A 21,754-nucleotide genomic window follows, 5' to 3' on the forward strand; every position below is an offset into this window, starting at 1 on the left:
TGGCTCCCACCCGCAAGTTCCCATCGCCAGCAGGCTGGCTCCCACCGGCAAGTTCCCACCAGCAGGTTCCCCACCATAGGCTCCGACCGGCAGGACCGTCAGCGTGACGGGCACAGCCGCGGGAGGCGGTCCACCGTCTCCACGCGCACCGGTTCGTCCTCGCCCCACCAGTTCGCGACCGCCGTGTAGCAGATCCGCAGCTTGCCCCGGCGGGTGTCGAACCGCTGCTTGCTGGTGTAGGCGAAGCAGGACACCGAGGCCAGATGCCCCAGTTCGCGCATGGCAATGGCGCAGCGCCGCACGGATTCCACCGGATCTTCGCCAGGGTACAGCGTGAAGTAAAAACCCTTGGCGGTACGGTCGTAGGACTCCGAATCGATCAGTCGACCCTTGTCGCTCCAGGGCTCTTCGGCTGCGGCAACGCCGCATACCGTCAAGGCCATGAGCAACATGCCGCTGGCGACCACCTTCGAACGCATCCGAACCCCTTCGTCCCTACCGCGTCGGCCAGTGTATATCGATGACGTGGCGGTTGGGGTGGGCCATCGCTGGCTGACATGAGCGGCCGGGGCTGTCATCATCCGGCCCTTGTGCCGCCCTGGGTCGGGTTCCAACCCGTCCCGTCCGACCGGAGTCACCATGTCTCACAGCGCTATCCGCCGCGATGTCGGCGCCTTTGCCCTCATGCTTACCGGCCTGGGCTCGATCATCGGCTCAGGCTGGCTGTTCGGCGCCTGGCACGCGGCGCAGCTCGCCGGCCCCGGCGCCATCTACGCCTGGATCATCGGCGCCGTCATCATCCTGTTCATCGCCCTCACCTACGCCGAACTCGGCGCGATGTTCCCCGAATCGGGTGGCATGGTGCGCTACGGCCACTATTCGCACGGCTCGCTCGTGGGCTTCATCGCCGGCTGGGCAAACTGGATCGCGATCGTGTCGGTGATTCCGGTGGAAGCCGAGGCCTCCGTCCAGTACATGGCGTCGTGGCCGTGGGAATGGGCTGCGTGGACGAAAGAACTCTACGTCGTCACCAACGGACACGGCGAGCTGACGCCTCCCGGCCTCGCCATCGCTGCCGTGCTGGTGATGGTGTATTTCTTCCTCAATTTCTGGAGCGTGAAGCTCTTTGCCAAGAGCAACACCGCTATCACGGTCTTCAAGCTCGTGGTTCCCGCCGCCACCGGCATCGCGCTGATCGCCACCAGCTACAACCCGGGCAACTTCGACATCGGCGCGCATGGCGGCACCCACGCCATCGACATTTCGTCGATCCTGACCGCCGTTGCCATCTCGGGCATCGTCTTCAGCTTCAACGGCTTCCAGAGCCCGGTGAACCTCGCCGGCGAAGCGCGCAATCCGGGCCGCAGCGTGCCGTTCGCGGTCATCGGCTCGATCCTGCTCGCAACCGTCGTTTACGTGCTGCTGCAAGTGGCCTTCATCGGCGCCGTGCCGCCCGACCAGCTCGGCAAGGGCTGGGCCGGCCTCGAATACGCGTCGCCCTTCGCCCAGCTCGCCACCGCACTGATGATCAACTGGATGGCCATCCTGCTCTACGCGGATGCCTTCGTCAGCCCGAGCGGCACGGGTGCCACCTATACGGCGACCACCGCGCGCATGATCTACGCCATGGAGCGTAACGGGCAGTTGCCGAAGATCTTCGGCCACATCCATCCGCGCTTCGGCATTCCGCGCCCGGCGATGTGGCTGAACCTCGTGGTGAGCTTCATCTTCCTGTTCTTCTTCCGCGGCTGGGGCACGCTGGCCGCGGTGATCTCGGTCTCCACGATCATTTCGTACCTGACCGGCCCGGTCAGCGTGATGACCCTGCGTCGCACTGCGCCGGAACTCAAGCGCCCGCTGCGTATCCCCGGCCTGCCGATCCTCGCCGCACTCGCCTTCATCTTCGCCACCGAACTGCTGTACTGGGCGAAGTGGCCGCTGACGGGCGAGATCATCCTGCTGATGGTCGTGGCGCTGCCGATCTACTTCTACTACACCGCCAAGAGCGGCTGGGAAGACTTCCGTCGGCACCTGAAGGGCGCGTGGTGGCTGATCGTGTACCTGCCGGTGATCGCCGCCGTGTCTTGGGGCGGCAGCAAGACCTTCGGTGGGCACGACTACATCCCGTACGGCTACGACCTGGCCCTGGTCGCCGTGATCGGTGTGGTGTTCTATTTCTGGGGCATTGCCACCGGCTGGCGCACGCCGATGGTGGAAGCGGCGCGCTTCCACCACGACGACGGTCTGCCCGGTGACCCGGAGCTTCCGCCGAGCGTGGACGAGGCCGAGCGAGTCACCGGCCACCGCTGACCAAACCTCGAGGCAAGTTCCCCTCGCCGCCATGGCGGCTCCCATCTTTGCTTGGGAGCTACCCTGATGGCGAAGGGAATCTGCTGGTGGGAGCCAGCCTGCTGGCGATGGGGATCTGCCTCACGGCTACACCGCTCCGTTGGCTTATCGCCACCAGGGTGGCTCCTACCTTTGCGCTGGTGGGAGCCGCCATGGCGGCGAGAAGCCAACAGGGCGGCGACGCCGGAACCCTTAGACGGCCAGGATGTCGCCCAGCAAGGCCTGCGCCGTGATTTCGGGGCCTGCACCGGGCCCTTGGATCACCAGCGGTGTGGCGTGGTATCGCGTGGTGGTCAACGCGAACTGATTGTCGGTGCCCGAGAGCCGCGCGGCGGGGTGATCGGCGTCCACCTCGACGAGGCCCACGCGCGCCCGTCCGCGCTGGTTAAGTCGTGCGAGATAGCGCAACCGCTTGCCGTTGGCCTTGGCTTGCGCATGACGCGCGCGCAGCGGTTCGTCCAGTTCCTCGAGGCGATCGAGAAACGTCTGCGTGTCGACGCCACGAAGCGCCTCGGGTACCAGACTCTCGACCTCCACCTCGTCGCTGCCGAGCGCAAAGCCGGCATGGCGGGCGATGATCAGCAGCTTGCGCGCCACGTCCTCGCCGGAAAGATCCGAACGCGGATCGGGCTCGGTGAAACCAAGCCGGCGCGCATCGCGCAGCAAGGCTGAAAACGGACGACTTCCGTCGTACTGGTTGAACAACCACGACAGCGAGCCGGAAAACACGCCTTCGAGCGTGAGCAGGCTGTCGCCGCACTGGCGCAGGCGTCGAAGCGTGGACAGCACCGGAAGGCCCGCGCCAACCGTGGCGGCGTCGCCGTAGACTGCGCCGTGGGCAAGCGCCTTCTGCAGGGCACGCCAACCGGCAAGCTGCCCCCCGGCCAGCGCCTTGTTCGCTGTGACGACGTGGTATCCCGCGGCGAGCCAGTCCGCATGACGCCCTGCTTCGATTGTGCAGGCCGTGGCATCCACGACGATCTTGTGGGTCGCACCGGCTGCGTCCAACGCCGCCAACAAGGGTCCGTTGTCGCGCCCTTCGTGGCTGCGGGCGAGGTGTTCGACGGCATCGCCGGGTAACGCACCATCGGGCAGCACATGCTGGCGCCTCGAATTGGCAGCGCCGACAAGGCGCAAGGAGGCTGCCGCGGGTGTTCCGAGCAACGTCAGCAAGGCACGTCCGACGACGCCCGTGCCCAAAAGGACAAGCGCGCTGCGCGGCGCGGTATCGACGCGCGGAGCGAAGGCCACCGCGCTCATGCGCCAACCAGACGCTGGGAAGCGACGGCGCCCGCGGCGGCAGCACGCGCCAGACCGGCTTCCAGATCGGCGAGCAGGTCGTCGCCGTCTTCGATGCCGATCGACAGACGCAGAAGATTGTCGGCGATACCGGCAACGCGACGGGCCTCCGGTGCCATGGCCGCATGCGTCATCGTGGCCGGATGGGCCACCAGGCTCTCTACGCCACCCAACGATTCGGCGAGCGAGAAGAAGCGCAGGCCATCGACGAAGGCCTCGATCGCGGGAATGCCACCGGCGATCTCGAAGCTCAGCATGGCGCCGAAGCCAAGTTGTTGGCGCTGCGCCAGCGCATGCCCCGGGTGCGACGCGAGACCGGGGTAGTACACCCGCTCCACCACCTCATGCGCATCCAGGCGTGCCGCAATACGCCGCGCATTTTCCTCGTGCGCGCGCAGTCGCACGGCCAGGGTACGTACGCCGCGCAACGTCAGAAAGCTGTCGAACGGCGAACCGGTCAGGCCATTGCAGTTGCCCCACCACTTCAACTGCTCGGCCACGACGGGGTCGGCGGCGATCACCGCGCCACCCACGACGTCGCTGTGTCCATTGATGTACTTCGTGGTCGAATGCACGACGATGTCGGCACCCAGTTTCAAAGGCTGCTGCAAAGCGGGCGAAAGAAAGGTGTTGTCCACGACGACGAGCGCGCCCACGGTATGCGCGGCCTGGGCCACATGGCGGACATCGGTGATACGCAGCAACGGATTCGACGGGGTCTCGATCCATACCAGCGCGGGGCGGGCGGCGAGGCCATCCGCAAGCGCCGTCGGGTCGGTGAAATCGACGAAGCGGACCGCAAAGCGGCCCTTCTTCGCCCACGCGTCGAGCAGACGCCAGGTGCCGCCGTAGCAATCGTGCGCCGCCAGGACCAACGCGCCGGCCGGAACCAGTTCGAGAGCCAGGGCGACGGCAGACATGCCGCTGCCGGTGACGACGGTGCCCGCGCCCTCTTCCAGCTCGGTGAGCGCTTCCGCGAGCAGATCGCGCGTGGGATTGCCGCTGCGCGAGTAGTCGTAGGCGCGCTTGCGACCGAATCCCTCGAACGAGTAGTTGGTGGACAGGTGCAGGGGCGGCACCACGGCCCCATGCTGGGTATCGGATTCGATGCCGGCGCGCACGGCACGGGTACAAAGACGGGAATCGGTCATGGTCAGCGGTCTCCGCGACAGTCGTTGAGTGCGTGACGCAGCACGGGAGCGAGCTGCACGGTCTCTTTCAGAAAGGCATCGTGGCCGTAAGGCGAATCGACGACCTCAAGCGTCGCGGTGCCACCGAGGCGGCGCTGCAGTTCGCACAGGTCGGCAAGCGGCACGAGGCGGTCGGAAGGAAAGCCGACCAGGGTGGTCGTTGCGTGGATGCGTTCGGGTGCGATGTCGTGCAGATCGATCGATTCCGACAGTGCGAGGAATCGCGACGCATCGAAGCGCTCGACGAAACGTCGGCCGGCGTGCTCCAGGTAATCCTCCACAGGGAAGTGGAAGCGTCCCTCGCGCAGCTCCGGGCCGGCGGCGAAGCGGCGGGAGAACTCCTCGCTGCCGCGATAGGTGGTCATGGCCAGTTGCCGTGCCAGCGCGAGCGCTTCGTCCGTGCATCCCGTGGCAAGACCCAGCCGCACGATGCCGCGCTGTACCGAGCGCTGCGCCGTGGCGAGCGGATGCGGACGATGGGCGCCGGCCAGCAGCACCAGTGACTTCACCTTGTCGGCATGGTTCGCCGCGAAGGCCAGCCCGACCATGGCGCCGTAGGAACTGCCGACGAACGCCTGCACGCGACCGATGCCGAGTTCGTCCACCAGTGCCGCAAGCGCCGCGGCCTGATCTTCGCTCGAGACCGAGGGCACGCCTTCGAGTTCCGCGGGCACGATCCAGTCGATCGAGAGCACGCGGCATTCCAAAAGGTCGATGGCCGCACCCTGCCCCACCAGATCCTGCCACCATCCTCCGACGCGCTCACGGCCAGCGCAGACGTCGCGATCGGCCGATATGCCACCCTGGACGATGACCGTCGGGGCATGTGGCGCGCCGCACCACAGATAGCGAATGTCGACCTCGACCGGACCGCTGCCGTACTTCGGCGTAAAGACGACGCGGCGCGTACCGCGGTGTTCGGTGAGATCGGCCGCGCGTCGCGCCGCAGCGGGGGCAGCCACTTCAGGGAGGGAGATCACGGTAAGGGGCTCTGCTGACATGTCCGGAGGTTCCTGCGTTCGGGATCGAGGCCCCCGCGGATACCGGCGTCGGATTGTCTGCGCCACGGGTACGCCAAAGCGCGCCCAGAACGGACATCCCATCTATCGGCTGGCGTGAAACACGCCCCGCAGGAGTTGGCACCGTCGCGGAAATCCGCAGGTTGCCCCGGCTTCAAAGGGCCTGTCCCTCAGCCGGTCTCGATGAGTGAAACCGACGATACGCTCGCCAAACCATGCTGTCAACAGACGTTTAGACGTCCAGATGTCCAGACGTCCTATCGCAATGCCACTGCTTGGATTACCGCCCATCGCTTGGCGCGCATGGCTTCCAGCGCCAATTCATGCGCCACGACAGCGCACATATCGAGACATCAGCCACGATCTCGATCACCCGCGGACTTCTGCGGGTTACGATCCACCCATGACTATCCATGCCAACTTCGCGGCCGCCATCGGCCATACGCCGCTCATACGCCTTCGCAACGCCTCCGAAGCCACGGGCTGCGAGATCCTCGCCAAGGCCGAATTCCTCAATCCCGGCGGTTCCGTGAAGGACCGCACCGCCCTTGGCCTGGTCGACGACGCCGAGCGTCGCGGACTCCTCCGCGCCGGAGGCACCGTGGTCGAAGGCACCGCGGGCAACACAGGCATCGGGCTGGCCCTGCTGGGCGCCAGCCGCGGGTATCGCACCGTGATCGTCATGCCCGAGACGCAGAGCCGCGAGAAGATCGACGCCTTGCGCGTCACGGGTGCCGAGGTGCGCCTCGTGCCCGCCGCACCATACAAGGACCCCGGCCACTACGCGCACGTCGCCCGCGCGTTGGCCGAGGCATTGAACGCCCGCGATCCGGGCAGCGCCTGGTTCGCCAACCAGTTCGACAACACCGCCAACCGGGACTGGCACGAGGTCCATACCGGCGCCGAGATCTGGGCCCAGACGGACGGCCGCATCGATGGCTTCGTCTGTGCCGCAGGTACGGGAGGCACGCTGGCCGGCGTCGGTCGCGCCTTAAAGGCACGGCGTAGCGACATTCGCATCGCCCTGGCAGACCCTTGTGGCTCGGCCCTCGCCCATTTCGTTACCCATGGCGAACTGCACGCGGAAGGGAACTCGATCAGCGAGGGCATCGGCAGCAGTCGGATCACGGCCAATTTCGCCGATGCGCCCGTGGACCTGGCCTGGTCCATCCCCGACGACGAATCGCTGCCCCTGGTCCACGACCTGCTGCATGCGGAAGGCTATTGCGTGGGCGGCTCCAGCGGCGTCAACGTGGCCGGGGCGATCCGCCTGGCGCGGGAACTGGGCCCCGGCCACACCGTCGTCACGGTGCTGTGCGACGGCGGCATGCGCTATCAGGGCAAGCTGTTCAATCCAGCGTTCCTGCGCGGGAAAGGCCTGCCAGTGCCCGACTGGCTGGACGCCGCGTTTCCCGGCTAGCCGCCCGTACGAGCGTTGCCTGAGCGCCGGCCCTAACCCCCTGATACAATTCGCGGTTAGCCCTTCGATCCGGCCCGCCTCATGTCCTCACACCTCACCGAAACCCGCCGTCGGCGCAGCTTCGCCATCGTCAGCCATCCCGACGCCGGCAAGACCACGCTGACCGAAAAGCTCCTCCTGTTCGGCGGTGCGATCCAGATGGCCGGCTCCGTGAAGAGCCGCAAGGCCGCCCGCCACGCCACCTCGGACTGGATGGCCCTTGAAAAGGAGCGCGGCATTTCCGTGACCTCCTCGGTCATGCAGTTTCCGTACAACGACGCCATCGTGAATCTGCTCGACACCCCGGGCCACGCGGACTTCTCGGAAGATACCTACCGCGTGCTCACCGCGGTGGACTCCGCTCTGATGGTGATCGACTGCGCCAAGGGCGTCGAGGAACGCACGATCAAGCTGATGGAGGTCTGCCGGCTGCGCGACACGCCGATCATGACCTTCATCAACAAGCTCGACCGCGAGGGCCGCTCGCCGATCGAACTGCTCGATGAAGTGGAATCGGTGCTCGGTATCGCCTGCGCCCCGCTCACCTGGCCGATCGGCATGGGCTCGCGCCTTAAGGGCGTGTATCACGTGCTGCTCGACGAAGTGCACGTGTTCGAGCCGGGCAAGAACTTCACGCGCCAGGACTCCACGATCTTCAAGGGTCTGGATCATCCGGACCTTGCCGGCCGCATCGGGCAGGCCGCGCTCGACGAACTGCGCGACGAGCTGGAACTGGTGCTCGGGGCGTCCAATCCATTCGACGTGGAGGCCTATCTCGCCGGCACGCAGACGCCCGTCTTCTTCGGCTCGGCCGTGAACAACTTCGGCGTGCAGCTGCTGCTCGACTTCTTCGTGGAGCACGCGCCGTCGCCGCGTCCGCGCAACACGCTCACGCGTGAGGTGAAGCCCGAGGAAGAAAAGCTGACCGGCTTCGTCTTCAAGATCCAGGCGAACATGGACCCGGCACATCGTGACCGCGTGGCGTTCATGCGCGTCTGTTCCGGCACCTATACCGCCGGCATGAAGATGCAGCAGACGCGCACGGGCAAGGAAGTCCGCATCGCCAACGCCCTCACCTTCATGGCGTCGGATCGCGAAATCGTCGAGCGCGCCTATCCGGGCGACGTCATCGGCCTGCACAACCACGGCACCATCACCATCGGCGATACGTTCACCGAGGGCGAGCCGCTGTCGTTCACCGGCATCCCCAACTTCGCGCCCGAGCTGTTCCGCCGCGCACGGCTGCGCGATCCGATGAAGATGAAGGCGTTGCAGAAGGGCCTCGCCCAGCTCTCCGAAGAAGGCGCCACGCAGTTCTTCCGTCCGCTGATGTCGAACGACCTCATCCTCGGTGCGGTCGGTGTGCTGCAGTTCGACGTGGTCGCGTATCGCCTGAAGGACGAATACAACGTCGACGCGACATTCGAGCAGGTCGGCGTCGCCACGGCGCGCTGGATCCACTGCGACGATGCGAAGAAGCTGGAGGAGTTCCGCGAGAAGAACGCGGGCAATCTCGCCATCGATGCCGCCGGTGAACTGGTGTACCTCGCGCCGACGCGCGTCAACCTGCAACTGGCGCAGGAACGCTGGCCGGGTGTTCGCTTCTCGGCCACGCGTGAGCACGCGGCCTCGGTAGAAGTCTGATGGCGATGCCGGCGGCGCAGGGGAGGCGCCGCCGCGACCCGCGTTACAAGGGCGACGGATTCAGGAAGCGATGGATCGCCTGCACCACCACCGAGCCCTCGCCCACGCTCGATGCCACACGCTTGATCGAACCCGAACGCACGTCGCCCACGGCGAACACACCGCGCAGCGTGGTCGCGAAGGGCGACGGCGTGGCGTAGCCGTCAGCATCGCGACCCGTGACCACAAAACCCTTGCGGTCAAGATCGAGACAACCTTCCAGCCAGGCGGTATTCGGCTCAGCACCGATCATCACGAACAGGCTTCCCGCCTTGACTCGCGTCTGCGTGCCGTCGACGCAACGCCAGCCCACCTCGCGCAGATAGGCGTCGCCGTCGAGATGGTCGATCGTGCAGCGCGTGTGCAGCGTGATCCGCGGCGATTGAAGAATGCGCTGTACGAGATAGTCGGACATGGTGGACGCGAGGCCATCGCCGCGCACGAGGATGTGCACGTGCTTCACGGTACGCGCGAGGAACACCGCGGCCTGGCCTGCACTGTTGCCGCCGCCGACCACCACGACGTCCTCGCCGGCGCAGAGGGTCGCTTCCATCGCCGTGGCGGCATAGTGAATGCCTTGCCCTTCGAAGCGCTCGTAGTCGAGATGATCGAGCTTGCGATAACGTGCGCCCGTCGCCACGATCACCGCGCGGGCGCGCACCGATGTGCCGTCGTCGAGCATCAGGCGGTAGGGGTGCCTGCTGCAATCCATCGCCTGCACCGATCTCGCCATCGCCATGTGCGCACCGAACTTCATGGCCTGGACCTGGGCGCGCCCCGCCAGGGCTTCGCCCGAGATGCCCGTCGGAAAACCGAGATAGTTTTCGATCTTCGAACTCGTACCGGCCTGCCCACCGGGCGCGAGCGCTTCGAGCACCAGCGTGTCGAGTCCCTCGGACGCGGCATAGACGGCTGCTGCCAACCCGGCTGGCCCTGCCCCGATCACCGCCACATCGTGAATGTGCTCGCTGTCGAGGTGAATGGAGATACCAAGCTCGTCTGCCAGCTCGCGCGTGGTGGGGCAACGCAGCACACGGCGGTCGGGCATGATCACCACCGGACACTCGGACGGATCGAGCCCGAACCCGTCGATGAGGTGCCTTGCGTCTTCGTCGATGTCGGTATCCAGCAGGCGATACGGATAACCATTGCGGATGAGGAAGCTGCGCAGGCGCACGGTATCCGCCGCGTGCGCGGAGCCGGCAAGCGTGACGCCACCCTGCCCGCTCTGGATGAGCCCGACGCGCCGCAGGATGAAGGCGCGCATGATGACTTCGCCGATGTCCGGCTCGCCGGAGACCAGCTTGCGGAAGTTCACCGGGTCCACGCGCACCAGCCGCGTCTCGGAACCGGTGCGGCCGTTGACCATGATCTGGCGTTCGCTGAACAGATCGACCTCGCCCGTGAACTGGTTGGGCCCGTGTACCGTGAAGACGTTGGGCTGGCCGTTCTCGTCGAGATCGTAGACCTCGATGCAGCCCTCGATCACGAAGAAGTAGTCGATCCGCCGATCGCCGCGCCGGAACAGCACGGTACCTTCGGGAACCACCTCCTCGACGCCGTACTTCACCAGCCGCGTCGCCATGTCCTCGTTGAGACGCGGGAAGGTCTGCTCCTTGCGGTTCTGCGGGCTGGCGGGATCGTTCTGGGACGGAATGGCCATCGGGGGGTCCAGGTGGTCGGGGCGGGCACGGCCGAGACCGCAACCCTAACGGAAGCGACGCGACACGATCTTGTATCGGAGCACCATCATGCCTGCGTAGACTGCGGCTGCAAGCCCCTCCACGAGCCCTCCATGCCCACCGAACCGAACGCCGTCACGACATCATCCCTGCCTCTGCGCCTGCTGCGATCGCCGCTTGGACGCATCCTCGTCTTCTTCCTCACGCTGACCCTCATCGGCATGGTGCTGGGGCGCATCTACAGCGGCCTGAACCTGCCGCAGGGCCATCTCGCCATGCGCGACGTCACGCCCCTGCTGGCGGCATTCAAGATCGCGCCCGCCGTGCTCGCCTACTGGCTGCTCGTACGTACGATCGAGAACCGGCGGGTCGACGAACTGGCGCCCCGCAAGGCCCTGCCCCATCTGCTTGCCGGCATCGCCGCGGGCGCGCTGGTGTTCTCGCTCGTCGTCGGCAGCCTGTGGGCCTTCGGCGCCTATGTGGTGGACGGTACGAACCGCGACGTGGCCTGGCTCGGGCCGATCCTCGTGCTGGGCGTGGGCGCGGGCGTGGTCGAGGAAATCATCAGCCGCGGCGTCATCTTCCGCATCGTGGAGGAAGGGCTCGGAACCTGGGCGGCGCTGTTCATCTCCGCGGCGCTGTTCGGCGGGCTGCATATCTGGAATCCCAACGCCACGGCATGGAGCGCCATCGCCATCGCCCTGGAAGCGGGCCTGCTGTTCGGCCTGCTCTATCACGTCACCCGCTCGCTGTGGGTGTGCATGGGCGCGCATGCGGCGTGGAATGTCACGCAAGGTCCGGTCTACGGCATTCCGGTATCCGGCTTCGAACAGCAAGGCCTGCTGAGATCGCATATGCAGGGGCCGGACTGGCTGACCGGCGGCGCGTTTGGCGCCGAGGCTTCCGTGGTCGCTCTGGCCATCTGTTCCATGGTGACGGCGGGCTGCCTGGCCGTTGCCGTCCGCCGCGGCTCGCTGGTAGTACCCGCATGGCGCCGGAAACGCGTCACGTCGGCCTGACAGCATCCCCGTTATGTGGTCCCTGCCATGGAAGGCGGCACGACCGGATGTCACAGTTGCCACGCCCTCGCCTTATCGAGAACCGACGGTCCACGCATGAATTCTTCCGACAATCGGCATACCTGGCTGGCCGACCAGCCGCTGCAGCGCAAGATCGTCTTGGTCATCGGCGCCTTGCTTGCCCTCTTCGTGGCGACGAATCTCGGCAATCTCCTGTCGCTGTCGCGCGATCAGGAAGTCCGCGGGTGGACCGCACATACCCACGACGTCCTGCTCTCGCTCGAGACCCTGGACAGCGCTGCACTGACCCGACAGGTCGCGGTGCGAGGCTACCTCTTGAGCCAGGCCGAGAGTGAATACGCCGACTTCGAGACCTCCGACCGCGCGGTGACACGCGAACTGGCGAATCTGAGGGCACTCACCTCCGACAACCCGCTGCAACAGGCGCGGATCGATCGCCTCCAGGACATGCTGGAGCGCTGGAAAACCGAAGCCGTGCAGATCGGCCTGGAACCGATACGCGCGGTCGGCAGCGCCGACTCGCCCAGCCTGGTGGAAACCCGCGTCGGCATTCAGCGGAATTACCTCGCCCATCGCACCGTCCATATGGAGGAGATCCGCGCACTCCTTGCCGAGATGTCAGCCACGGAGCGCACCTTGCTGGCGCAGCGCAGCGCGGCGGTGGATCGGCAACAGACGATCACCACGTACTTCGACATCGGCTCGCTGGTGCTGTGCCTGATCTTTGGCGGCTTCGTCATCGGCATGACCTTCCGCCTGATCACCCGGCCGATCGTGCGAATGACCGGGCTGATGACGCGGCTCGCCAACCACGATCACACGATCGAGGTGCGTCAACTGAACCGCGCCGACGAGATCGGCGAGATGGCCCGCGCCCTGCAGGTGTTCAAGGAAATGGCGATCGAGACGGCGGGACAGACCTGGCTGAAGTCCACCGTCACCCGGATCTCCAATCGCCTGCAGGAAGCCACCTCCTATCGCGAGTTCGCCGGCACGCTGATGTCGGAACTGGTGCCCTGTGTGCAGGCTGGCCTGGGCATGTTCTACGTATTCCGCGAAGACATGGCGCGACTCGAACTGCTCGGCAGTTACGGCTACAAGGAACGTCGCCACGTCACGCCCGAATACGCCCTGGGCGAAGGGCTCGTCGGCCAAGCCGCCATCGAGCGGCACATGATCGTGCTGCAGGACGTACCCGACGATTACGTGCGCATCCATTCCGGCAGTGGCGAGGCGTCGCCGCGCAGCGTCGTGGTGGTTCCCGTGCTGTCGCGCGATACCCTGCTCGGCGTGATCGAGATCGCGAGCTTCGCGCACCTCACCGGCTTGCATGAACGCCTGCTCGAAGAACTCATGCCGATCGTCGCGCTGTCGCTGGAAAATCTCGCGCGCGCCCTGCGCACCAGCGACCTGCTGGAACAGACCCGCAGCCAGGCCGACGAGTTGCGCGCCTCCGAGGAGGCCCTGCGTTCGCAGCAGGAAGACCTGCGCACGACCAACGACGAACTCAAGGCGAAGACAATCGAACTGCAGGAGCAGTCGCAGCGCCTTGTCGCCTCCGAAGAAGAGCTCCGCGTGCAGACCGAGGAACTGCACGCCTCCAACGAGGAGCTGCGCGAGAAGGGCGTCGTGCTCCATCGCCAGAAGGAGGCACTGGAAGCGCTGCAGAAGGACACCCAGGAGAAAGCAGAGGAACTGGCGCGCGCGAGCCAGTACAAGTCGGAATTCCTGGCGAACATGTCGCACGAGCTGCGCACGCCGTTGAACAGCCTGCTGATCCTGTCGCGCAGCCTGGCCGACAACGATGACGAGAATCTCAATGCCGAGCAGGTGGAATCGGCGCGGATCATCCACGATGCGGGCTCCAACCTTCTGCGCCTCATCAACGACATTCTCGATCTGTCTAAGGTCGAGGCCGGGAAGATGGAACTGGCGGTCGAGCCGTTCCCACTGGCCGACCTGGTCCGCACACTGGGGCGCACCTTCAACCACGTCGCCCAGGAAAAGAAGCTCGCCTTCCAGGTGCACCTGTCGCCCGACCTGCCCGGCACGATCCGCACCGACGGCGGCAAACTCGAACAGGTGGTCAACAACCTGTTGAGCAATGCATTCAAATTCACGGCCAACGGCGGCGTCACGGTGACGATCGGCCGACCGGCCCCGGGCGACGAGGTACCGGAGGGGATCGACCGGGCACGGAGCATCGCCCTCGCGGTCACGGATTCCGGCATCGGCATTCCGCCGGAGAAATTCCAACGGGTCTTCCACGCGTTCGAGCAGGTGGATGCCAGCACGAGCCGCCAGTACGGCGGTACCGGCCTGGGGCTTGCCATCTCGCGACGCATTGCCATGTTGCTCGGCGGCGATATCGCGCTGCGCAGCGTGCCCGGCGAAGGCAGCACGTTCACCGTCTACCTTCCCGAAGAGCCCACCCACAGCGGAAGCGGCCCCGTCTCGGTGCCCCTGGAGCAGGCCGCCGCGGAAGCCACGCTGCCGCTTTCACCGGGCTTGCTCGCGGAGCGCATCGACGACGATCGTGACACGCTCGCCCCTGGCGACACGGTCATCCTCGTGGTGGAGGACGATCCCGCTTTTGCCCGCATCCTCGCCGACATGATCCACCGCAAGGGCCATCGCGTTCTCGCCGCAGCCGACGGCGAATCGGGGCTCGCACTGGCTCGCCGCTATCGCCCCACCGGCATCCTGCTCGACGTGATGCTGCCCGGCATGGACGGCTGGACCGTCATCGATCGGCTCAAGCACGATCCCGCCACGCGGCACATCCCGGTGCACTTCATCTCAGCCACCGACGACGCGACGCGCGGCCTGGAACTCGGCGCGGTAGGCTTCCTGACCAAACCTGTCAGCCGCGAGGCGATCACGACCGCCTTCGATCGCCTGATGCATTTCGCCGAGGGTCGCATGCGCCACCTCCTGGTGGTCGACGACGACGCCAGCGCGCGCGCCGCGGTACGCACGCTGCTCAAGGACGATGCCGTGGCTATCGAGGAAGCCTCGTCCGGCGAAGAAGCGCTCGCCAAGACGGCCAGCGAAGCCTACGACTGCATCGTGCTCGACCTCGGCCTGCCCGGCATGTCGGGCTTCGAATTCCTGGAGCAGATGGCACAGCGAGGGCATACGCCGCCCGTGGTGGTGTATTCGGGCCGCGACCTTTCACGCGAGGAGAGCCTGCGCATTCGCCAGTACACCGACAGCATCGTGGTCAAGGGCGCGCGCTCACCCGACCGCCTGCTCGACGAAGTGAGCCTGTTCCTGCATTCGATCCGCCACGGCAACGCCACGAGCGCGGATGAGGCGCGGCCGGCGGGGGGTGTGGACGAAGCCGATCTGCGCGGCCGTCGCGTACTGATCGTGGACGACGACATGCGCAACCTCTTTGCGCTGTCGAAAGTCCTGCGCACGAAGGGCGTGGACGTCGCCATGGCCCAGGACGGCCGCAAGGCAATCGATACGCTCGAAAAGGACCCGGCCATCGAGCTGGTCCTGATGGACATCATGATGCCGGTGATGGACGGCTACGACACGATGCGCGCCATCCGCGAGCAGCACGCCTTCGCCAGGCTGCCGATCATCGCGCTCACGGCCAAGGCCATGCGTGGCGACCGCGAGAAGTGTCTCGAAGCGGGCGCGAACGATTACCTGTCCAAGCCGATCGACGTGGACCGCCTGCTTTCGATGATTCGCGTCTGGTTGCCCCCGCGGAGTTGACATGGACGTCGAGGACATCGAGATCCAGCTCTTCATCCAGGCGATGCAGTTGCGCCACGGCCATGACTTCAGCGGCTACGCGCCAGCATCGTTAAAGCGACGCGTGCTGGAACTCGTGCGCATGCACGCCACCGGCACTATCAGTGAATTGAATCGACGCGTGCTGCACGACGAGGGTTTCGTCAGCAGGGTGATCGAAGGACTGTCCGTGCCCGTCTCGGAGATGTTCCGCGATCCGTTCGTGTTCAAGACCTTGCGCGAGACGATACTCCCCGTACTCGCCTCGCATCCGCAGATCAACGTCTGGCAGGCCGGTTGCGCGCAGGGGCAGGAAGTCTATTCGCTGGCGATCCTGCTCGAAGAGGAGGGACTCTACGAGCGCACGCGGATCTACGCCACCGACTTCAACGACGCCGCACTGGCGGCGGCCGGCGAAGGCATCTACGCCACGCGCGACGCACGCGACTGGTCGCGCAACTACCTCGAAGCCGGTGGCAAACGCTCCTTCAGCGATTACTACAGCGCCCGCTACGATTTCATCAAGCTCGACCAGCGGCTGCGGCGCAACGTCACCTTCTTCAACCACAACCTCGTCACCGACGTCGTGTTCTGCGAGGCGCATCTCATCCTTTGCCGCAATGTGCTGATCTACTTCGGCAATGCCTTGCAGGACCGAACACTCGGACTGTTTCGCGACAGTCTCGTCCGTGGCGGCTTCCTCTGCCTCGGAACGCGCGAGAACATCGACTTCTCGCCGCTGGCGGCCGATTTCCAGGAAGTGGACTCGGCGGCACGCATCTACCGTGTCGGTAATCAGGGCACACGGCCATCGGTGCGATGAGCCACCATGCCGCGATCGTCATGGGATGCAGTGCCGGCGGCCTGACCGCCCTGCAGCGCGTGCTACCGCGCCTCGATGCACGCCTGCCGGTTCCCATCGTGATCTGTTGCCACACCGGATCGCCGGACGTGTCGTTACTGGTCGAATTGCTGGCACATGCATCGTCGCTTCCCGTCGTCGAAGCGCAGGAACGTTCGATGGCGGCGCCAGGCGTGGTTCACGTCGCGCCCACCGGCTACCATCTGCTGGTCGAAGCGGACCTGCACTTTTCTCTCAGCGTCGATCCGAAGGTCACCTATGCGCGACCATCGATCGACGTCTTGTTCGAAGCGGCCGCAGACGCATGGCGCGAGACGCTGATCGCCGCGTTGATGACCGGCGCGAATTCCGACGGCGCAAACGGGTTGCTCGCGGTTCGCCGAGCGGGCGGTTACGCGATCGTACAAGACCCGGACGAGGCGGAATCGGATGTCATGCCACGAGCGGGACTGGCGGTAGCGGGCGCGGACGCTTGCTTGCCACTCGATGAAATTGCCACGAGATTGAACGCACTGTGCCTGCCATGACTTCGAACCGTCCCAAGATCCTCGTCGTCGACGATACGCCTGCGAATCTGGTGGCAATGCGTCGCCTGCTTGCGCGGGCGGATGCCGATATCTTCGAAGCCGCCAGCGGCAACGAAGCGCTGGCGCTGTGCCTCGATCACCAGTTCGCGCTGGTGCTGCTCGACGTCAACATGCCTGAGATGGACGGCTTCGAGGTGGCGAAGCTGATTTCCGAAAGCGATCATCTGAGCGAGACGCCCATCATCTTCGTCACGGCCGCCTACGCGGATGACGTCAACCGGATCAAGGGCTATACGTCGGGCGCGGTCGATTACATCGCCAAGCCAATCAACGACGTGATCCTGCAGTCGAAGGTCCGGGTTTTCCTGGAGCTGTACCGGGCGCGCGCACTGCTTCAACAGGCGCTCGACGAACTGTCGCTGCGCAACGAGCAGCTCAGTGCAGAGGTTGCCGAACGTACGCGCATGGAGGAGCTGGTTCGCCATCAGGCCACGCACGACGCGCTCACGGGCATACCCAACCGCGTGCTGTTCCGCGATCGCCTGGAAGCGGCTATCGCCCTTGCCGAGGAACGGGATGCGCCGTTCGCCCTAGCCTATATCGACATCGACGGTTTCAAGGGCGTCAACGACAACGAAGGCCATGCTGCCGGCGACGCGCTGCTCAAGGTGATCGCTGCGCGTATCGCCGGCCGCACGCGGGCGTCCGACACCGTGGCCCGGCTGGGCGGCGACGAGTTCGCCGTGCTGCTGCACGACGCCCCGGACGCCTCGACTGCCCTTGCCCGCTGCCAGACGCTCTGCGACGTGATCGCGCAGCCGTACACGCTGGACGTGGGCGACCGCCATGTGCCTGCGCAGGTCGGCGCAAGCATCGGTGTGACGCTCTATCGTGCCGGTGCCGCCTACGACGATATCGTCGCCGCGGCCGACGAAGCGATGTACACCGCCAAGCGCAGCGGAAAGAACCGCTGCGTGCTCGGCTGACGGCGGCGTCGATCAGACGCTTGCCAGGAAGGCGTCCAGTACCGGACCGCGATAGCGCTGCCGGTGCAGAAGTACCGAAAGGGTCCGTTTGAGGTCGAGGAACGGCGTCGGCAGCACCGCGATTCGCCCTGCCTGCACCGCGTCGCCGACGGCGACTTCGGGCACGCAGGCAATGCCCAGACCTGCGATCACCGCCTGCTTGATCGCTTCGGACTGATCCAGTTCGAGCACCGTGCGCCCTTCGGGCAACGCCGCGAGCGCCCGCTCGCTCAGGGCGCGCGTTGCCGAACCGCGCTCGCGCAAGACCCAGTGCTGACCGGCGAAGTCCTCTCGCCGCAGACGTTTCTTGGCCGTGAGCGGGTGGCCCGGCCGTGCGCACACCACCAGCCTATCCTCGCGCCAGGGCCTCACCTCCAGCGAAGGATGCGTCACGGGGCCCTCGACGCAACCCACGTCGAAGTCGTGATCGAGCACGCCCTGCGCAATCCTCGCCGTGTTCGCCACGCCCAGCCGCAGCGAGACAGCGGGATGCGCCGAAGCGAACGGCCCCAACAGATCGCCGACGAGGTAATTGCCGATCGTGTTGCTGGCGCCCACCCCGATCTCGCCACTCAGTTCCGCCGCGGTGCCGCGCGCGCGCCGGCCGAATTCCGCCTGCCGTTCCAGCAGCTCCCGCGCCAGAGGCAGCAGGTCGCGTCCGCGATCGTTGAGCCGGAGGCGTCCGCGCTCACGGGCGAACAGGGGAAAGCCGATCTGCCGTTCGAGTTCGGCCAGCGCCATGCTGGCGGCCGGTTGACTGAGGAAGAGCCGTTCGCTCGCGGCTCGCACGCTGCCGGTGGTCGCGATAGCGACAAAGACCTCGAGCTGTCGGGGACTGGGCGATTGCATAACCAATGCTTATGGGATGGATAAAGTATTTTCAATATACTTTAAGCCACCCCAGCGTCGACAATGCGTCCACTTCTTCAAGGATCGCCGCCGTGTCCGCCGCTTCCCTCCCCGTTGCCTCGCCTTCCCGCCTTCCGGGCATCCTGCTTGCCTTTGCTGTCGCTGCCGTAGCCTACGGGCTCGGCCGCATGCTGCCGCTGGTCGGCGGCGCGGTCTTCGGCATCGTGCTCGGCATCGTGGTGCGCCAGGTCGTACCGCTCGATGCTCGCTTCCAGTCGGGCATTCGCTTCGCCTCCAAGCAGGTGCTGCAGTGGTCGATCATCGCGCTGGGGTTCGGCCTGAGCATCACGCAGGTGGCGCGCACGGGACTCGAGTCCCTCTCGGTCACGCTCGCTACGGTGACGGCCGCCGGCCTGGCGGCCTGGGGTCTGGGCCGACTGCTGCGTGTGCATGACGCACTGAAACTGCTGATTGGCATCGGCACGGCGATTTGCGGTGGCTCGGCCATCGCCGCTGTCGTACCCATCCTCAAGCCCGACGAGCACGACACGGCCTTCGCCATATCCACGATTTTCCTGTTCAACCTCGTGGCCGTGCTGACCTTTCCCGCGCTGGGGCACTGGATGGGCCTTTCCGATCTCGGCTTCGGCTTGTGGGCTGGCACGGCCATCAACGATACGTCCTCCGTGGTGGCTGCCGGCTACGCCTATAGCCACGCCGCGGGCGACTACGCCACGATCGTGAAACTCACCCGCGCCACGCTGATCATTCCCATCTGTCTCGTGATCGCGCTCGTCGTGGCGTGGAAGCACAAGCGCAGCGGCGCCACGGATTTCAGCCTGGCACGCATCTTTCCGTGGTTCATCCTGTGGTTTCTGGTGGCCTCGGCCATCCGCACAGCCGGCGTGATTCCTGCCGCGGCCTTGCCGGTGATCCACTTCGTTGCCGAGTGCCTGATCATCGTGGCGCTGACCGCCATCGGTCTGTCTGCCGACCTGCGCCGCATGGCATCCACCGGTCCGCGACCGATCCTGCTAGGGCTGGGCGTATGGGCTGCGGTGGCGCTTACCAGCCTGCTGGTACAGCACCTGATCGGGCGCTGGTGAGGTTCGCCTCGATCAGCGCAAGCAGGCGCAGGTTCAGTGCATGCTGCTGCGCCTGCCAGGTCGCAAGCAGCGCAGCATCGGGTTCCACCTGACCATCCATCGCACTCAATCGGCGTTTCCACCAGGTGCGATAGCGGTAGCGGGAGATGTCACCGGTCACGTCGCTGCCAACGATACGACCACGCAGCGATGTGACGATCGCGGCACCGCCGGCCTCGCTCAGGGTGCCCTGGTCCCAGTTCGTCATCGCCACGTCGGGCGCGTAGGCGTCCTTGTCGATCGACAGGTACGCCGGGCGGGATCCGCCCCCCTGCTCGCTCACGAAAGCATCGACCATGGCATCGGCCGACGGAAATGTACGGAACGCCGCGCCGAGACCGAGGCGCTGTGCCCAGCCGACATCCACACCATTGGACCAGTAGGTGAGCTTGCCGGCGCGCAGCGGACCGAGGTAGTTCTCCCACGCGTGGCCGCGGCCGATGTCGCCCGAGGTGATACCGATGACGTGCACGTGCGCTACCTGCGGCAGCATCGCCACGCGACGGACCCACGAACCGCAATGCACGCCGAAGGGAAAGCGCATGTTGTCGGGATGATTGTCGAGCACCACCACCTCGAAGCGCTCGCCGAGGTCCACGCGCTCGACAAGCGGCCAGGTGAGATGGTGGAAATCGCCACTGCCAAGGAACACCGTGCCATGCTTGCGCGGCAGCGTCTCGTCAAGCATCCGTTGAAAGCGACGCATGCGACCGAGCGAACAACCGAAGCGGATCGACTCCTCCCACTCGCGCAGCACGAGTACCGTGGCGTGAGTCAGACGTCCGACCGAACCGTCGAGATCAAGAACGACTGGCGACCGCATCCGGCGTTCCCCATTGGCTGTCAGATTCAAAATGATGCGCGAAGCGCCTGAGCACCGCGCGAAGCAGCGGATGGCGCACGAACACCGCGTGTCGCGTCAGGTGGAACTTGGCACCGAGCGAGGCCTTGACCTCCGGATCGGTCCATCCCGCGACATAGAACTGCAGCCCGCGTTCCAGGGCGTATTCCAGATTGACGAACCAACTCACGAAGTAGAGATCGAGTTCCCGCGCCATCGGGTAGGCAAACCCGACGTACTTGTCGAGCAGGTTCCCGCCATGCTCGTAGCAGAGGTTCCAGCCGATCAGTGTGCCTTCCGCTCGGTAGCTGAACACGATGCCGCCGGGTTGCCGCAACACGGCCGCGAAGAACTCGCGCGTGGGCTTGTCGAACTGCATCTCGCCCTGTGCGCGAACGTTCTCGAACAGTGCGTAATACGCATCGACGACGGCATCGCTGGCGAAAGTCGCCCCCGTCTCCAGGCGGTGGATATCGAGGCGTTCGCGCGAACGCAGCTTGCGCCGGAGGTTCTTCCGCCGCGACGCGGACAGCCGTGAAAGATAGTCGTCGATCGACATGAAGTCGATCGGCACATAGGCCAATGCCTGTCCCTCGACGATGAGATAGCCGGCATCACGCGCGGCATCGAGAAAGCGCGCTGTCCACGACCGATCGGCCTGCGTGGTGAGCGGCGAATCCAGTGCGAGATCCTTCACGATCAGCAACGGATACTCGCGACCGAACGTGCGCGCCCACGCCGTGGGCACGGTCGTCGGATCGCTCGACGCCGAGAACAGCGCATATTCCGAGATGGTCGTACCGGCGAAGCAGGTTCGCGGCGTAAGCAGGCGACGAAGCCAACGCTGCAGCGGCAGCGACGCGACGCGCTTGCGCAGGTCGGCGTCGGCGGTGGTCAAAAGATCGAACGGCGCCACGAAAAGTGGCGCGCCATCCGCCGCACGAACGGGGACGAAGTCGTGCGGCGGATGGCGCTCGAACTGCTCGAGCAGCGCGTCAGGCTCGAGCTGGTTTACGAAGGCCACCGAGGGCTGCCGG

17 protein-coding genes and 1 riboswitch are annotated in these 21,754 nt (G+C 65.8%); of the genes, 9 read left to right on the forward strand and 8 right to left on the reverse strand.

Features of this window, described 5'->3' with window-relative positions; translation table 11 throughout:
- Positions 1–98: 98 nt before the first annotated feature.
- The gene (locus tag IM816_RS13965) at positions 99–479 is read right to left on the reverse strand and encodes a hypothetical protein (RefSeq protein ID WP_250338539.1); all 381 of its coding nucleotides are present in this window, start codon (positions 477–479) and stop codon (positions 99–101) included.
- Between the two features lie 160 nt (positions 480–639).
- On the opposite strand from IM816_RS13965, the gene IM816_RS13970 reads away from it, so the two are divergent.
- Positions 640–2,310 carry an APC family permease gene (locus tag IM816_RS13970; RefSeq protein WP_250338540.1) on the forward strand — a complete coding sequence of 557 codons (1,671 nt, stop codon included), beginning with the start codon at positions 640–642 and terminating at the stop codon, positions 2,308–2,310.
- Between the two features lie 231 nt (positions 2,311–2,541).
- Here the strand turns inward: IM816_RS13970 and IM816_RS13975 are convergent, their stop codons facing one another.
- Genes IM816_RS13975 through metX form a run of 3 tightly spaced genes read right to left on the reverse strand, consistent with a single transcriptional unit; the run spans position 2,542 to position 5,839 of the window.
- On the reverse strand, positions 2,542–3,609 hold the full coding sequence (locus IM816_RS13975) for a homoserine dehydrogenase family protein (RefSeq protein ID WP_250338541.1): 1,068 nt from the start codon (positions 3,607–3,609) through the stop codon (positions 2,542–2,544).
- Positions 3,606–4,820, reverse strand: a complete 1,215-nt coding sequence (gene metB, locus IM816_RS13980; protein ID WP_425602646.1) for a cystathionine gamma-synthase — start codon at positions 4,818–4,820, stop codon at positions 3,606–3,608. Before metB ends, IM816_RS13975 begins: the two co-directional genes overlap by 4 nt.
- A complete protein-coding gene (metX, locus tag IM816_RS13985) occupies positions 4,802–5,839 on the reverse strand; it encodes a homoserine O-succinyltransferase MetX (protein ID WP_250338543.1) in 1,038 nt (345 codons plus the stop codon). Before metX ends, metB begins: the two co-directional genes overlap by 19 nt.
- A 95-nt stretch (positions 5,840–5,934) precedes the next feature.
- Positions 5,935–6,047, reverse strand: a riboswitch (SAM riboswitch).
- Positions 6,048–6,260: 213 nt separating this feature from the next.
- On the opposite strand from metX, the gene IM816_RS13990 reads away from it, so the two are divergent.
- Complete coding sequence (locus IM816_RS13990) at positions 6,261–7,277, forward strand: cysteine synthase A (RefSeq protein ID WP_250338544.1); 1,017 nt, start codon at positions 6,261–6,263, stop codon at positions 7,275–7,277.
- Between the two features lie 81 nt (positions 7,278–7,358).
- The gene (locus IM816_RS13995; protein WP_072321822.1) at positions 7,359–8,960 is read left to right on the forward strand and encodes a peptide chain release factor 3; all 1,602 of its coding nucleotides are present in this window, start codon (positions 7,359–7,361) and stop codon (positions 8,958–8,960) included.
- Between the two features lie 43 nt (positions 8,961–9,003).
- On the opposite strand, the gene IM816_RS14000 is transcribed toward IM816_RS13995, so the two are convergent.
- Positions 9,004–10,662 carry an FAD-dependent oxidoreductase gene (locus IM816_RS14000; protein WP_250338545.1) on the reverse strand — a complete coding sequence of 553 codons (1,659 nt, stop codon included), beginning with the start codon at positions 10,660–10,662 and terminating at the stop codon, positions 9,004–9,006.
- A 132-nt stretch (positions 10,663–10,794) separates the two neighbouring features.
- Between IM816_RS14000 and IM816_RS14005 the strand changes: the two genes are divergently transcribed.
- The 5 genes from IM816_RS14005 (at position 10,795) to IM816_RS14025 (ending at position 17,843) form a co-directional block, all read left to right on the forward strand.
- Positions 10,795–11,700, forward strand: a complete 906-nt coding sequence (locus IM816_RS14005) for a CPBP family intramembrane glutamic endopeptidase (RefSeq protein WP_250338546.1) — start codon at positions 10,795–10,797, stop codon at positions 11,698–11,700.
- Positions 11,701–11,796: 96 nt separating this feature from the next.
- Positions 11,797–15,450, forward strand: coding sequence for a response regulator (locus tag IM816_RS14010; RefSeq protein ID WP_250338547.1), 3,654 nt, complete (start codon positions 11,797–11,799; stop codon positions 15,448–15,450).
- Position 15,451: 1 nt separating this feature from the next.
- Complete coding sequence (locus IM816_RS14015) at positions 15,452–16,291, forward strand: CheR family methyltransferase (protein WP_250338548.1); 840 nt, start codon at positions 15,452–15,454, stop codon at positions 16,289–16,291.
- Positions 16,288–16,857, forward strand: coding sequence for a chemotaxis protein CheB (locus IM816_RS14020; protein WP_250338549.1), 570 nt, complete (start codon positions 16,288–16,290; stop codon positions 16,855–16,857). The genes IM816_RS14015 and IM816_RS14020 overlap by 4 nt, the downstream gene beginning before the upstream one ends.
- Entirely contained in the window at positions 16,854–17,843 is a 990-nt protein-coding gene (locus IM816_RS14025) for a diguanylate cyclase domain-containing protein (protein WP_250338550.1), read from the forward strand. Before IM816_RS14020 ends, IM816_RS14025 begins: the two co-directional genes overlap by 4 nt.
- A gap of 12 nt (positions 17,844–17,855) precedes the next feature.
- On the opposite strand, the gene IM816_RS14030 is transcribed toward IM816_RS14025, so the two are convergent.
- Positions 17,856–18,731 carry a LysR family transcriptional regulator gene (locus tag IM816_RS14030; protein WP_250338551.1) on the reverse strand — a complete coding sequence of 292 codons (876 nt, stop codon included), beginning with the start codon at positions 18,729–18,731 and terminating at the stop codon, positions 17,856–17,858.
- Between the two features lie 92 nt (positions 18,732–18,823).
- Here IM816_RS14030 and IM816_RS14035 point away from each other — a divergent pair, with 92 nt between their 5' ends.
- Complete coding sequence (locus IM816_RS14035) at positions 18,824–19,837, forward strand: YeiH family protein (protein ID WP_250338552.1); 1,014 nt, start codon at positions 18,824–18,826, stop codon at positions 19,835–19,837.
- Here the strand turns inward: IM816_RS14035 and IM816_RS14040 are convergent.
- Together IM816_RS14040 and IM816_RS14045 are read right to left on the reverse strand one after the other, a co-directional pair.
- Complete coding sequence (locus IM816_RS14040; protein WP_250338553.1) at positions 19,797–20,699, reverse strand: arginase family protein; 903 nt, start codon at positions 20,697–20,699, stop codon at positions 19,797–19,799. The two genes, IM816_RS14035 and IM816_RS14040, sit on opposite strands and share 41 nt — an antisense overlap.
- Positions 20,677–21,741, reverse strand: coding sequence for a GNAT family N-acetyltransferase (locus IM816_RS14045; protein ID WP_250338554.1), 1,065 nt, complete (start codon positions 21,739–21,741; stop codon positions 20,677–20,679). Before IM816_RS14045 ends, IM816_RS14040 begins: the two co-directional genes overlap by 23 nt.
- Positions 21,742–21,754 lie beyond the last annotated feature (13 nt).

The organism is Luteibacter flocculans (assembly GCF_023612255.1).
Lineage (GTDB): Bacteria > Pseudomonadota > Gammaproteobacteria > Xanthomonadales > Rhodanobacteraceae > Luteibacter > Luteibacter flocculans.